Genomic DNA, 14,193 nt, shown 5'->3' with positions numbered 1-14,193 from the left:
TTGGACTTTATTTTTTGTCCCCATGAGGGGTGACATCTTTTTCAGTAGGTATCTCTTCTCTACCAATTCCAGAGGATCGCATCCCGCTGTGGTATACAAACATTTTGTTGTTACCAGAAAATTGAACCATTGGTTTGTGAAACCTTTGTTTGATCCAATAGCCAAGCAAAACAGCGGTTACACATAAAAATAAGACTTGGTTTTCCCTGTTGGGGTGATAGGTAAAAAAGTAAGTTCCACACAAAATCAAAGTTTGACTTGTTAACCAAACTAAGGTTCGGTTTTTGAAAAAAGAAAACCAACCCACCTCTGCCACTTGGTTTCTGATCCCTTGTAAAAAAATGCCCAATACGGGAATGCGGAGTAAGACTCCAAGAAAACCCACAACAACCACGAGGATGAGAAATAACCAAAGGGAAGTGAAAACCAAATTCCACCAAAATAAAAATTGCAGTGGGGGAGTGAGAACCTCAGGCCATTGGATTCCATAAGCCAACAAACGAGTCAAAAACCATAGCAGTGCAAAATAAAAACCGAACACGATTGAATGGAAAAAGAAACTCTATCCTTCTGCAAACATATTTTTCGGGAATTTATTTAGGGAAAAAAACCATTTTTAAACCGACGATCACGGTAAAAATTCCAAAAAATCGAGAGAGTAAAGTGGTGTCAATTTTAGAGGCGGCCCCTGCACCAAAAATACTTCCTAAAATAAAACCAACACTGATAAGGGCAGCAGCAAATAAATTTGTTTCTCCTCTCGTATAATAAATGTAAGCTGCTACAATCCCAATAGGTGGAACCATGGCCGCAAGTGTTGTGCCTTGTGCTAATTTTTGGTTAAAATCAAAAAAATATACCAGTGCAGGAACAAGTAAAATCCCTCCACCGATCCCAACAAGTCCACCTAAGATCCCAGCGCCAACTCCTAAAATTAAAAACAAAATTCCTAAACTCATACAACCTTCCCACAGGCACGATTGGCAGGCACTGCTTCATGAATTTTTTTTGGTTCAGGTAGGTTTAGGTTATCCATGATGGACTTAAACTCTTCTAAGGTTTTGTTTGCGATCCGAGGGTTCCATTTTTTTTCTTCACCTATCGTTGAATAAACGAAACCTCTATAGTCATGACCAGGGAAAACAATTGTTTCTTCTGGCAATTGGAATAACTTTTTGGTTATGGATTCATAAAGAGAATCTGAACTCCCACCTTGGAAGTCGGTCCGACCGCAACCTCGAACAAATAAAGCATCTCCTGTAAACACATACGTTTCATTGAGAACGAGTGAAATGGAACAAGGTGTATGCCCTGGGGTATGAATGGTCTTTAGTTGGAGTTTACCAATTTGGATGGTATCACCATCTTGCAAAAAATGGGTCGCACAAATGGCTCCAGATGATTCAGGTGCATAGGAATCACAACCTGTTTTGTCTCTTAATTCCCCTGCCGCAGTGATGTGGTCTGCATGCATATGAGTTTCTATGGTGGCCGCTAGTTCGTATCCCATACCTTGGATGTAGGAAAGGTCACGTTCTAATTTTTCTAACACGGGGTCGATCAGGACCGATTGTTTCGATTCCTTGTCTAGGAGTAGGTATGTCCAAGTCCCCGACTCAGTATCATACAGTGGTTTGATTTCGATATCATTCGTTTTCTGAATCACCATAATACTCTTTTACCTCAGCTTTTTTTGGAATTCAACCTGGATTTTTAAGCATTCGAGTTCCAAAGTTTAGTGTTTCGGGTAGTATACTATACCCCCTATGGTATATAGTTTTCTTGACGTAATTTAAGGCAAGGAGAAATTGGAAAAAAGAGGTAATTATGAAAACATGGATCATCGTGGGAGTCATCGTAGGATTCCTCTTTGTTTTTGTGAAACGAATTCAATCCAAAGGAGATAAACAAATGGTGTCAGAATGGATCAAAGAAGGTGCGGTTGTTGTGGATGTAAGGACTAAATCGGAATATGCTGAGGGCCATTTCCCTGGAGCAATCAACATTCCTGTGGATGTTTTACCTTCGGAACTTTCACAATTGAAAAACAAACAATCTAAAATTATTGTATATTGTCGTTCTGGTGCACGCAGTGAACGTGCAAAACAAATTTTGAATTATAGCGGTTACTCAGCTGTGGTGAATGCGGGTGGTCTCGTGGATATGCCTACACCATAATCAAAAGTATCATACTACGCCAATGGGAGCTTTCGCTTTAAATTGGTGTAGTAAGTAAAGATCAGAAAGTTTGCCTTGGGATTCACTGGAAAGTTCAACAAACTCTGCACCTACACTAAATATTTTACCACTCAGTTTTTGTTTCCGCACCACTTTGATTTTAGCATTGATTTCATGTTGGGAATCAACTTCCTTTAAGACAACGGGAATGGAATCATTTAAATTCAAATCATCTTCTGTTTCAAATGCAATCCCCGTGATGGAGATATTTTTCGAAATGGAACGGATTGTTTTGTCAGGCAAAACGCAATACAATTCTAAATTGGCATCAAAACGTAAACTGCTTCGTTTTTCATTGGAAAAAGCCACAATTTGATTTTTCCCAGAATCCTTTGCTGAATACAAAGCTCGGTCTGCTAAATCATACATCTCTTCACATCGTTTTGCCTTATCGGGATAGGAAACAAGCCCACCACTGATGGTCACGGGTTTCCCACTGATTTGAATGGTTCTACATGCTTGTAATAATTTTTCTCCAGCCTTCATCGCCTGTTCTTCGTTAGACTGCGGAAAGATAATGGCAAATTCTTCTCCACCGATTCGGCATGCAGTGTCTTCCATTCGTAAACTTGTGGATATTTTGCCGGCAACTTGTTTCAGAATTTCATCACCCATCAAGTGGCCATAGGTATCATTGATTTTTTTGAAATCATCAATGTCGATGACAAGTAAGGATAGGTTTTGGTTGTATCTTGAGGCTTGTTTGAATTCTCTCACTAAGGCAGTTTCAAAATGCCTGCGATTGTACAATCTTGTGAGTTCATCCACCAAAATCAGTTTTTCCGTTTCTGCAAATAAGCGGATTTCAATGATTTTTGGGTTTTCAATTTTTTGGTTATGATTGATGAAATAGTCGAGTAAGGCCACTCGGAATCCAACCTCACGTCCCAAGCAATTCGAAAGTTTGGTCTGATTGGCACTCACTTCATCCCAAATTTCTTTCGCTTCTGATTCAGGTATGTCAAGCGAGGTGAGGACTTTGAGAAGGTTTGCATAAATGTGTGATTCATCATGAGCATGATGTGATTGGATTTTTTGAAGCAGGATTCCTTCGTTTGTAGGATCCTCTTCTAAAAGGTCCATGATCGTATCTTCGATACGGCGGCCATTCATCGGCCCGTTAGAGGTTTTGGATGTTAACATTGCCTGAATACACTAGTGTAAGAAATTTATTGCCAATTACCCAAAATTCTAGTGGGATTCAGAATTGTAAAGACAGGTTTTAAGATAGAACTGAATTCAATTTCATCTAAATCCCTAATTGAGATGCAGTTGTTTGGCTTGGGTATGAATTTCGCCTATCTCTTCATAGAGAAGTTGTACGGAATCTGCTAATTTTTGAGTGGTTTCATCGATGACAGTTATGGCATGGTTGATTTCTTTACTGCCAGACATTTGTTCTTGTGCAATCACACCAATTTGTTCGGAAAGTACATGGAGTTCGGAAAAAGTATCTCTCAATTTTAAATTGAGTACTTCTTGTTCGTTCACATGCCCTTCCAAGCTCAAGATTTCACTTTCGATTCGTAACAATTCACCATTTTGGTTTTCAACTTGGGCCTTAACTTCCTTTGAATATCGTGTCCCTTCGTTGATTTTTAAGCCTGCCTCTTTCACAATTTTTGCAATGGTTCCGGCATTGGATTGGGACCTTTCTGCAAGTTTGGCAACTTCTTGGGCGACAACTGCAAATCCTCGTCCATGTTCACCCGCACGTGCCGCTTCGATGGATGCATTTAATGCAAGCAAATTGGTTTGGTCCGCAATTTCCGACATCATTTGGTTGATCTCTTCTACTTTTGAGAATGCTTGGTTGAGCTCTGAATAAATAGAATTTAGTTCTTCTGAAGAGGTTTTTACTTTTTTGCTAAAATCAGCTGAATGGCTCACGTCTTTTGCAATTTGTACAGTTTTTGCTTTTACACTTTCACTTAAGTTTTGGAGTGATAAAAAGTTTTGGTCGACTATTTTAACTCGTGTTACTTGGTCTTCCACTAGGTTGGCTGAACTAACTGCGGATGAGGATAACTCTTCCACGGATGCGGAAATTTCTTCGACAGATGCTGCTTGGTTTTGGGACTGGTTGTGCAATTCATCAGACATGGATTGTAATTTTTCGACTGATTGTGCAAGAGTGTTGGCTGATTTCTCCAATTGGCTCGATTTCTTGGAAATAAAAAATTGTTTTTCCAAACTTTCTTGTAGTTTAGACTTTAAATCATTTTGCATATCGCGCATTAGAGAAACAACATATCGTAAGCTAAATACCACTCCAAAATAAAAAATCACCTTTTGGATTTCGGTAGTTACGATAATGTGATTGGCTCGAATCATTTCAGGGAAAGGTTTTGGGATGAACTGAGCTCCCAACTTATGAGATAAAAAGATCCCTCCGATGTAAACAATCGTGGAAATGATCCCAACACTTAGGATGAGTTTGATATCAAATAAGAAACTTGCATAAATCGAAATGAAAACAAAGATAATGTAAAAAATTCCCGTACTCAACGTGTTACTGGCATCACCTTTCGTGTAGTTATTATAAATGTCCAGATAGAAAAAACATAAAATGATGAGTAAGTCGATGAGAATGATGGAGCGGGCATATAATTTTGAAATATCTTTTTCTTTTTTTAGAAAATAACCTGCGACGACTGCATTTAGAATGAAGATCAATGAACCGATTAAATTTGGGATAAAACTCTTTGTCGAATAATTCGAGGCAACACCTAAGAGGAAAATGACTCCCAAACCATACTTCGTCAGAACAATTAGGGAGATACCACGTCGGAACATGGTCCTTTCAAATTTGCTAATTTCCGTATTTTCTTGGGACATTTCCTAGTCTCCTTTTCTCACCCATCTCACTAGGTTAGGTGTGAAGGGCCTTTGTATACCTTACATTGAGAATTTGACGAACCAATTTTCAAAATTCCGAACGAAAAGAATCATTCACCATTGGTCTTTTTGAAAGTTCACTTGGATTCTTATTCTTTCGAATCAAATTGATTCTCGTTGATTCATTTTCACACGTAACTCGATATGAGTTTCGATGGTACCAATGAGAGTCGATGTCATTGGATAGGAAGGTAGATATCGGTGATCCGTTTCCCTTCACTCATTTCAAATGGGTTTAAGTAACATTCCCATGGAGGTAGATTCCGTAACTGAATTGCGTTCTTTGTACAATATTCATTCAAAATCCAATCATAAATCTTCGGCAAGGTTTCATATTTCCCTTGGTAACGGATTTGTAAATACCTACCACCTGTTATGGTTTGCAGGCCAAATCCAATTGGTAAAGGTTGTGGGCTTGGAGCCATGGTAATACCCAAATCAAACCGGATTTTTCCTTTTGGAGAAATTTCTGGATCGTCTTGGCAAATCCCAATCCATTTGTGTTTTGGCCAAGTGGATTTCCATTTGCCAAGAAGGCTTTGGATCTCTTTCACTTCTTTTGCTTCTGGAATTGGTCCAGGTAATTCTTCGTAGTTTCCGATGTGGCGAATATAGACAATGGGAAATGACGTGATTGTTTTGATCTGAAAACCATGTTTTGAAACACCGTCTGGCATAGTTAGATGATTTGATTTAGTTTTCTTTTTATGGTTTTGGTATCGTTTGCGAAAATCGGAAGGTGTGAAACCAATCACCCGTTTAAATGCCTTTGTAAAGGCTTCCTGTGATAAATAACCCGCTTCCAAGGCAATTTCTATGACTGGGTATTCTGTAATTTTTAATTCATAAGCAGCTTTCTCTAATCGTAACCTTCTGATGTACTGTTTTAGATTTTCACCTTGGATGGATTTAAAGACTCTATGAAAATGCCAGTCACTATAACCTGTAAAAAAAGCAATTTGGTTTAACCCAACTGGATTTTCCAGTTTTGATTCCAATTGGTTCCAAATTGGGTATAAGTTTGGTTTCTTCGGCACAAAAGACTTTCCTATTTGTAATCATACAAATATAGGAAAGCCTTAGGTTCCTTGTCTTTCTATTTTTTAGGAAAGGTTTCTTTCTTGGACGATGTCAATTCCAATTCCATTTGGGTCAATCAATGTGAAATGGACATCCCCCCATTCTTCTTCGATTAGCTCTAGGTCGATAGGGGCATTTTTTCTTTTCATATCTAAATAAAGATTTTGGATATCTTTTGTCTCAAAGATAAACCAGATTCCAGATTTTTGATAGGGTTTTTGGAAATATGGTTTTCGTACTTGCGGTTGGTTAGGTGCCATAATCGCAACTTCAATTTCCTTACGATTCGGCAAACATAATAATACAAACCAATCGGTTTCAAATTTCACATCTAATCCCAACCAAGTTTGGTAGAATTCTTTGGTTTCGTTTATTTGATCAGTGATGATCCCAGTTTGGATATTTTGGAATTTCATTTTTTCTCCTTTCTATTGTACATTATACAGAAGGAGCAGAATGAATATTGGATCGTTTTTGCGATTTTTACGTTAAAAGTCCGAGTCCCATATGGTTCATCATATTTTCAAAAAGGGTAGCTTCATAACCTTTTGTCATTGGTTGTTTCTGTTTTGATTCAATGCCACTGAGTCTCTTATCCAGTTGTAGCATCACATAACCATGGGTAAATGACCATATTAAGTACGATATCTCTTTTGGGTCCCCTTTTTTGATGATCCCTTTTTCTTGTAGGAGGATCACAGTTGATAATAAAACTTCGAATGCCTCAAAACCAGCTTTTTCACAAGCGGGATAAGCTGAAATGTCATCGATATGATTGGAAAACATCAAACGATAAATTTCGGGATTTTCATTGGCAAACTTTACATAAGCAATCCCCATTCCGATAAACGCCTCTTTTGGGTTTTTGATAATGTCCTTTTTCCCTTCGATAAGGGCTTGTTTGAACTGTTCAAATCCCATTTCAATCAAACTCGCAAGTAAGGTTTCCTTTTTCGCAAAATGTTTGTTGGGTGCAGAATGGGTCACACCAATTTTTTTCGCTATTTCTCGTAGGCTAAGTGATTCTACACCTTTTTTCCGAATCCATAAAATGGATTCATTTAGTATGGCTTCCCTCAAATTTCCGTGGTGGTAACCTTTTTTTACCTTTCGCCTTTCTTGGATCATGTGATTAGAAAATTCCAAATATAGATATTGTCTACTTTTTTCTGTTGACAAAACTCCAGAAAGTAGACGTAGTCTACATTTATGTAGTCTCTGCCTACATAAAGAGGTTTTATGATGCCCTGGTCTGCTATTTTGATGATCCTTTTCATTGGTAATTTGCTATTTTTTTGTGGGCCATCCCAAAGGGAATCGAAATCCGAATTACAAACAAAAGGTTATGAGCTAAAATCTCAGTTCCCCATAAGGGAGATTTCGGTTAGGGGTAGGGTAGTAAAAAATAAAGAAAAAAATTTATACCATTTGGAATTTGAACCTAACTCGATCCATTTGATCCAACTTCATAAACCAAGTAAAATCCAACTCAAACTACCGTATGTGAATGCCCAAACATTTGTGGTAAATCTTCATTACAAAAATGATTCATTCACCAGTAATTTTACATTTCCTGAAGGTTGGATTGATTCTTCGCAACTGGAAGCTGTTTTTTATACCAAACAAAGTTTTGGATATAAAATCCCTCTCAATACCATTTATTCTCCATTTGGAAAATATCAATCTGTATACCGAGTCGTAGATGGTAAAGCCATTCGACTAAATGTCGAAGTAATAGGAATCAAAGAGAACCAAGCGCTTGTTGTTGGCGATTTAATGTTAGGTGATATTCTCGTCATTTCAAGATTAGGTGAATTGGTGGATGGAATGTCTGTGAAGGTGAATTTATGAACTTTGCAAATTTTGTGATCCAACGTAAAAGTTTATTACTGACTATTTTTACATTTTTGTTTTTCCTAGGGATCCTTGAATTTTTAATCATGCCACGTGAAGAAGACCCTAGATTAAAAGAGCGATTTGGTGTTCTGAAAATGATTTACCCTGGAGCTTCCGTTGAGACCATTCATCGACTTGTGATCTTACCAACTGAGGAGGCATTGGCTGAAGTTCCTTCTATTGCAAACTTAGAAATTCGGGTTCGGCCTGAAGTGATGATCGCAGAAATTCGTTTGAACGATCAAATGGGAACTGAACAAGAAATTAATGATGCTTGGAAAAGAATAGAAGATACAATCAAACGTACAGAATCGAAATACCCAAATGGTTTGTTGCCTTGGGATTTAAATCGAAGGGTGACAGAACAAGAAGCCATTTTGATTTCTATAACAGGTTCGGAGGACATTCTTTTTCTTAAATCAGAAACTGAATCACTGAAAACAGATTTAATGAAAATTAACTCGGTTTCAAAAATCAACCGTTTGGCAGATCCAGAAGAAGAAATTGAAATTTTAATCACAAAACAAAGATTAGAAGAGAAAGGCATTTCGCTCAGATTGATGATGGATTGGATCCAATCCAATAATCATAATATTGCGCCTGGAGCTTTGGCGATAGATGGTAAAAAGGTAATGGTGCAATCGGACGGCTGGTTTCGCGATCTCTCAACGTTTTCTTTGTTTCCAATCCCACTGCCGGGAGGACAAATCATCAATTTTTCAGAGTTGGCCAATGTCTCAAAAAAACCAAAATTTCCTGTCACCGAAATCATGAGGGCAAATGGAAAAAATGCTCTTGGACTTGGCATCATTGCCAAAAAGGATATCAATCTAATTTCATTTGGGGAATCAATTGGTAATAAGATTGATGAATGGCAAAAGAATCATCCAAAGGTAACTGTAAAGATTATCAATTCACAACCGAATTATGTGAAAACTAGACTCCGTGAATTGGGTTTTAATTTAGTTTCAGGTATCTTTATCGTCGCATTCGTGTTAGTTGTGATGATGGGGCTACGTATGGGAATTCTTTCCGCAATGATAGTGCCTGTGATTGCCATAATCAGCCTAGGTATTTACGGAATGTTTGGTGGGGTTTTACATCAAATTTCCATTGCAGCATTTGTTATGGCATTAGGTCTTTTAATTGATAATGTCATTGTCATTTTAGAAAGTATTCAGGAAAAGATTGACGAAGGCCAAGAAATTCTAAATTCAACCATTGAAACAATCCAACACTTGAGTTTCCCATTATTGAGTGCAACAGGAACAACATTGGCTTCCTTTATCCCTTTACTTGGGTCTAGTGGAAATTCTGCAGATTTTACAAGAGCAATTCCAATCATCAATATGATCACACTCACTGTTAGTTTTTTCTTTGCTTTACTCGTGACTCCAATATTGGGAATGCAGGTATTACGAAAGAATAAACCAGCTAAACTCAGTTTATACGAAAGGGTTTCTGAAAAGATTGGAATTTTTATCCCTTTCCATGCAAAAAAGATTCTTTTTTTTGTAAGTATTCTATTTTTAATTTCGATTATCGGTTTTTTATACCTTCCCAAAAAATTTTTTCCTGATGCAGATAGAGACCAACTCATCCTTGATGTACGAATGCCTGAAGGTACAGATATTTTAGAAACAAACCGATTGGCATATCAAATTGAATCTTGGTTAAGTGCTGACAAACGGTTAAAATCTGTAATTGTTTTTGTAGGTCGTTCTGTTCCATTATTTTATTATAACCTTAACCAATCACCAAACAGTCCGAATGTAGCTCAATTTATTTTAAATTTTAATGACATCCGTGAAAAAGATTCATTCAAAAAAGACTTTCAAAACATTTTGGACCAGAAACTGCACATGGGAAATGCAGTGTTATTGGAACTCAAACAAGGGCCACCAGTAAAGGCTCCAATCGAAATTCGATTTTTTAGTGAAGATCATACCGATTTGGAAATGGCCAATCAAAGAATTTTAAAAACTTTATATGAAATCCCTGGAATTAAAGATGTTCGGGCAGATTTGAGTATCGGAATACCGGTGTTACATTGGCAAAATGATGATGCCACCTTGACGAGATACAAAACTTCTAGGTCGGAAGTGACACTCTCCATCCTTGCGCAAACAAATGGAATCCCATTGGGATATTACCGAGCAGGTGAAAAACCAATTCCAATTAAGATACGAACTTCTGATACATCCAATCTTAGTTCTGACTCAATTGACAAAAATTATATTTTTTCCACTCGTACGGAGAATGTAAAGTTAGAATCGGTCTCTCATTTAGCAGTAGTATGGGAACCTGCTTATCTATATAAAAAAAATCGACAAACAGGCGCTAGCATTTACGCAGAATTGGAAAACGGATATTCTGCAATCGAAGTCACGAAGCTCATCAATCAAAAACTAAAATTTGTATCATTACCTCATTCGGTTCAGTGGGAATTTGGTGGGGAAGAAGCAGAATCTGGAAATGCGAATCAATCATTGGTTGCAGTAGCGCCACTTGGAATGATGATACTGATTTCATTTTTACTATTTGAGTTTGGGAGTTGGAAAAAAGTAGGGGTGATCCTTTTAACTGTCCCACTTACCATGATTGGAGTTGTTCCCGGACTATTACTCTCAGGGAAACCATTTGGATTTTTATCATTACTCGGGATCTTTGCACTGGTTGGTATCGTTGTGAATAACGGGATTTTACTCTTAGATTATATGAGTAATGCGATAAGAGAAGGGATGCCTCTGAGTGAAGCCATACAGTATTCGATTTCGAAACGGATCAGGCCAATTTTACTCACCACTCTAACTACTGTTGCCGGACTGTTTCCGTTAACCATCACGGATGCAACGTTATGGCCACCATTTGCTTGGACCATGATTTCTGGCCTACTCGGTTCCACATTTTTAACTTTATTTGTGATACCTTCGGCTACTTATCTTTTGTTTCAAACGAAGACCCAAACAAAAGAAAAAAGTAAAAAACCAAAGATGATAAAAAAACTTTTCCCATTTTTCTTATTTATCATCCTACTGTTCTCAAACTTACATCAACTATCCGCAGAGCCGTTGGTGCTTTCTTGGAAAGATACGGTAAAATTAGCAGAGGAATCACCGCGTGTGAAACTTGCTTGGGAAGAGTGGAAACGAAAAAATCTTGAAAAGGAAAAATTAAATAGAGCTGTATATTATCCGAAACTTGGTTTATCGATAGAACATGTAGATAGAAACAAAACTTTATTTCCAAATGCTGCTATTCCCATTGTCGCAGGTGTGAATCCAAGTTATTGGTATTCCGGGATAGAAGTGCAACAAACCTTATTTGATCCAGCAAACTGGTTTGCAGTTTCAAAGGCTCTAGATTATTCTGAAGAATCCCAGAAATTATTATCGTTTCGTGCCAAAGAAACATCTCAAGCGGAAGCTTTACTTTCTTTTTTGACAGTACATCGTGTCAAAGTCAAAAGACAAAATCTAACTGAATTAAAACAAAATTTTTCAGTAAGGTTAGGCGAATTACGTAGGTTATACGCATTAGGCCAAGTAACAGAAAGTGAAATTTTCCGAATTGAGCAGGCAATAACCCAAGCAAAACTCTCTTTAGATGAGCTAAGTGAAAAAGAAAAAATTTCTATTTTATCATTGCGTAGGAATTTGGGAATCGATGAGGAAATAACCATTGGACCTCTCCCGGCGTATGAAGAGATATCTATATCCGAGGATGAATCTGAAATACCAGAACGATTGGAGTTAACCGCAATAAGAAAAAAACTTTTGGCATTACAAGAAAAGAAAAAATCAATTGAGTACGAAGCGTTACCGAAAGTAATCGCAAAAGGAAATTATATTTATCTAAACAATAACCAGTTTAGTACAGATAATTGGGCACAAGTGTCATTGGGGATCACAATGAATCCATTTGATGGTGGATTACGAAAAGTAAAAGAAGAAGAAACAGAATCCGAAATACGTTCAACAAAAGAGGAGTTCTTGGATTTAATCAGGGCACTTCAAATTGAAAAAGAAGACTCATTGGCCATGATGAAACTGAAAAAACAAGAGGTTTTAACTCGGCAAACAAATGTTAATAAATCAAAATTTGCATCCAAGAAAGAATACGAACGTGTAAAATTTGGAAAAACAAACATCAATTCATGGATCGATGCAGAGATCCTTTATTCAGAAGAAAAAGATAGGTTTGAGATGAGTCAATTGGATTTATTGGAACGCATCATTCGATTCCGGAGTGTGATGGGAATCTCTTACTAAGAAAGAAATTAAAATAATAGTTTGACAATAGATTCATTTGTATGCAAAAGTAGTCAATGTCTATATTGTAGACAGTGACTATAAAAGGGAGTGTTGGAATGGAAGGTTTAAAAAAATATTTATGGTTCGTGCTTTTGCTGCCAGTTTTATCAGTGCATGCTTTGGATTTAGAAGTGGAAATTCTGAATCGTAAATCAAAACAATCTGTGATTCGTTGTGGAATCTTTATTTCACAGGATGGATTTCCGTCGGAAGAGAAAAAAGCTGTCATGAGAGTGTTAGGTGTCGAATCAAACGAGCAAAAAACCATCTGCAATTTTAAGGGTCTTCAATCAAAATTGTATGCTGTTTCTGTTTTGGAGGATTTAAATGCAAACGGGAAAATGGAAACTACCTTTGTTGGATTTCCAAAAGAACCTTGGGGTGTTTCAAAGGATGCACCAATGCATCCCTTCGGCCCACCTACCTTTGATGAATCTGCATTTTTTCTAAAATCAAATTTAAATATTCAAATCAAACTGAATCAATAGGCAATCATATGAAAGGAATTAGAAAATATAAATCATCTGCTCTTATAACAGGCGCTAGTAGTGGAATCGGAAAAGATTTTGCATATGAATTGGCAAAACATGGATATTCTTTAACCTTAATCGCACGTGATCTTCGACGTTTGAATGAGATCAAAAGTGATCTTGAATCAAAGTATAAAGTTCAAGTGGAGGTAAATTCAAAAGACTTAAGTAAAAATTCGGACATAAAAGATTTGGTTGAAGGTTTGAAAACGAAAGACTATGGTTTGGTAGTTTTAGCAGCAGGGTATGGTACTGGTGGCCAATTTCATACCTTGGATTTAGAATCAGAACTAAGGATGGTTGATGTCAATTGCAGGTCGGTTGTTCAAATTTGTCACCAATTCATTCAAAATCGAAAAGATAATACTCCAAGAGGATTAGTATTGTTTGGCTCCTTGGTTGGTTTTCAGGGAGTCCCTTGGACATCTACTTATGCCGCAACCAAAGCATTTATTCAAAGTTTTGCGGAGGCAATATCAGGAGAATATAAAAATAAAGGAATCGATGTAATCTCTGTAGCTCCAGGTCCTGTAAAAACGAATTTTGCAGATCGAGCTGGGATGACCATGGGAAATGCACAATCACCAGACGGAATTGCAAAGGAAGTGCTGAGCCAATTAGGAAAAACTGTGACAGTTCGGCCTGGTTTTTTATCAAAATTCCTTGGTTATTCTCTAATCACTTTACCAAGAAACCTTAGGACTTTTGTTTTAAAACAAATCATGGGACAGATGGTTTTTGGGGGCAAAGGATGAAAATTGGATATTTGATCATGATTACATTTTTGAATTGGTTTTCATATTGTACGATTGCAACACCTTTCCAAAAAAATATAAATCCGAAGAATGCAATGCTTTCAAATGATTCCTCAGTTGTCATTGCGATCACCGAAGTTGAAATTGAAGGTTCGTATTCGATACGGTCTATCTTCTGGGACCGGGTATCGTCTGTTAGATCAAAATTAGACCAGAATGAAGGGTATTTGGGTGGTGCCATCCGTCGGGAAATTTTTGGGAATCGAGCATGGACAATGACAGTTTGGAAAAACGAATCTGCCTTGGATCAGTTTGTGTATTCCTTGGAACATGAAAGGGCAATGAAAGAAGGTGGTCCCGCTGTTAAAAAAAGTAAATTTTATCGTGGGTTCAGAACGTGGAATGAGATCGCTCTTTCATGGAAGGTTGCAGAGACTTTGCTTGCTGAAGAAGGAAGGGTTGAGTGATGGATTTTTATCAATC

General features: G+C 37.4%; 14 protein-coding genes. 6 read left to right on the top strand and 8 right to left on the bottom strand.

All coding sequences use genetic code 11. The features are described 5' to 3' along the window. Positions 1-7: 7 nt before the first annotated feature. From EHQ62_RS09030 to EHQ62_RS09020, 3 genes are all read right to left on the bottom strand, one after another. Complete coding sequence (locus tag EHQ62_RS09030) at positions 8-508, bottom strand: hypothetical protein (RefSeq protein ID WP_244241710.1); 501 nt, start codon at positions 506-508, stop codon at positions 8-10. An 85-nt stretch (positions 509-593) separates the two neighbouring features. Beyond that, a complete protein-coding gene (locus EHQ62_RS09025) occupies positions 594-959 on the bottom strand; it encodes a TSUP family transporter (protein WP_135642051.1) in 366 nt (121 codons plus the stop codon). Then, entirely contained in the window at positions 956-1,669 is a 714-nt protein-coding gene (locus EHQ62_RS09020) for an MBL fold metallo-hydrolase (RefSeq protein ID WP_135642049.1), read from the bottom strand. Before EHQ62_RS09020 ends, EHQ62_RS09025 begins: the two co-directional genes overlap by 4 nt. A 158-nt stretch (positions 1,670-1,827) precedes the next feature. Here EHQ62_RS09020 and EHQ62_RS09015 point away from each other — a divergent pair, with 158 nt between their 5' ends. After that, positions 1,828-2,178: a rhodanese-like domain-containing protein gene (locus EHQ62_RS09015; RefSeq protein WP_135642047.1), complete on the top strand. Its 351-nt coding sequence runs from the start codon at positions 1,828-1,830 to the stop codon at positions 2,176-2,178. 9 nt (positions 2,179-2,187) lie between these two features. On the opposite strand, the gene EHQ62_RS09010 is transcribed toward EHQ62_RS09015, so the two are convergent. The 5 genes from EHQ62_RS09010 to EHQ62_RS08990 all read right to left on the bottom strand — a co-directional run bounded on the left by EHQ62_RS09010 (position 2,188) and on the right by EHQ62_RS08990 (position 7,344). Beyond that, on the bottom strand, positions 2,188-3,381 hold the full coding sequence (locus tag EHQ62_RS09010; RefSeq protein WP_135642045.1) for a diguanylate cyclase: 1,194 nt from the start codon (positions 3,379-3,381) through the stop codon (positions 2,188-2,190). A 114-nt stretch (positions 3,382-3,495) separates the two neighbouring features. Next, a complete protein-coding gene (locus EHQ62_RS09005) occupies positions 3,496-5,076 on the bottom strand; it encodes a methyl-accepting chemotaxis protein (RefSeq protein WP_135642044.1) in 1,581 nt (526 codons plus the stop codon). 236 nt (positions 5,077-5,312) lie between these two features. After that, positions 5,313-6,173 carry an AraC family transcriptional regulator gene (locus EHQ62_RS09000; RefSeq protein ID WP_135642042.1) on the bottom strand — a complete coding sequence of 287 codons (861 nt, stop codon included), beginning with the start codon at positions 6,171-6,173 and terminating at the stop codon, positions 5,313-5,315. 66 nt (positions 6,174-6,239) lie between these two features. Then, positions 6,240-6,632 carry a VOC family protein gene (locus EHQ62_RS08995; protein ID WP_135642040.1) on the bottom strand — a complete coding sequence of 131 codons (393 nt, stop codon included), beginning with the start codon at positions 6,630-6,632 and terminating at the stop codon, positions 6,240-6,242. A 67-nt stretch (positions 6,633-6,699) separates the two neighbouring features. Then, positions 6,700-7,344, bottom strand: a complete 645-nt coding sequence (locus tag EHQ62_RS08990; RefSeq protein WP_135642038.1) for a TetR/AcrR family transcriptional regulator — start codon at positions 7,342-7,344, stop codon at positions 6,700-6,702. A gap of 111 nt (positions 7,345-7,455) precedes the next feature. Between EHQ62_RS08990 and EHQ62_RS08985 the strand changes: the two genes are divergently transcribed. The 5 genes from EHQ62_RS08985 (at position 7,456) to EHQ62_RS08965 (ending at position 14,177) form a co-directional block, all read left to right on the top strand. Beyond that, entirely contained in the window at positions 7,456-8,067 is a 612-nt protein-coding gene (locus EHQ62_RS08985; RefSeq protein WP_135642036.1) for an RND family efflux transporter, read from the top strand. Then, positions 8,064-12,383, top strand: coding sequence for an efflux RND transporter permease subunit (locus tag EHQ62_RS08980; protein WP_135642034.1), 4,320 nt, complete (start codon positions 8,064-8,066; stop codon positions 12,381-12,383). The genes EHQ62_RS08985 and EHQ62_RS08980 overlap by 4 nt, the downstream gene beginning before the upstream one ends. 98 nt (positions 12,384-12,481) lie before the next feature. Beyond that, a complete protein-coding gene (locus EHQ62_RS08975; protein ID WP_135642032.1) occupies positions 12,482-12,913 on the top strand; it encodes a DUF2141 domain-containing protein in 432 nt (143 codons plus the stop codon). Positions 12,914-12,921: 8 nt separating this feature from the next. Beyond that, positions 12,922-13,710, top strand: a complete 789-nt coding sequence (locus EHQ62_RS08970; protein ID WP_135642030.1) for an SDR family NAD(P)-dependent oxidoreductase — start codon at positions 12,922-12,924, stop codon at positions 13,708-13,710. 17 nt (positions 13,711-13,727) lie between these two features. Further along, a complete protein-coding gene (locus EHQ62_RS08965; RefSeq protein ID WP_167482862.1) occupies positions 13,728-14,177 on the top strand; it encodes a hypothetical protein in 450 nt (149 codons plus the stop codon). The last annotated feature ends 16 nt before the right edge of the window (positions 14,178-14,193 follow it).

It is taken from the genome of Leptospira jelokensis (assembly GCF_004769635.1).
In the GTDB taxonomy this organism is placed as follows: Bacteria; Spirochaetota; Leptospiria; order Leptospirales; family Leptospiraceae; genus Leptospira_A; species Leptospira_A jelokensis.
Note: the sequence above shows the minus strand (reverse complement) of the source record. Positions and strands in the feature narration are given on the sequence as shown.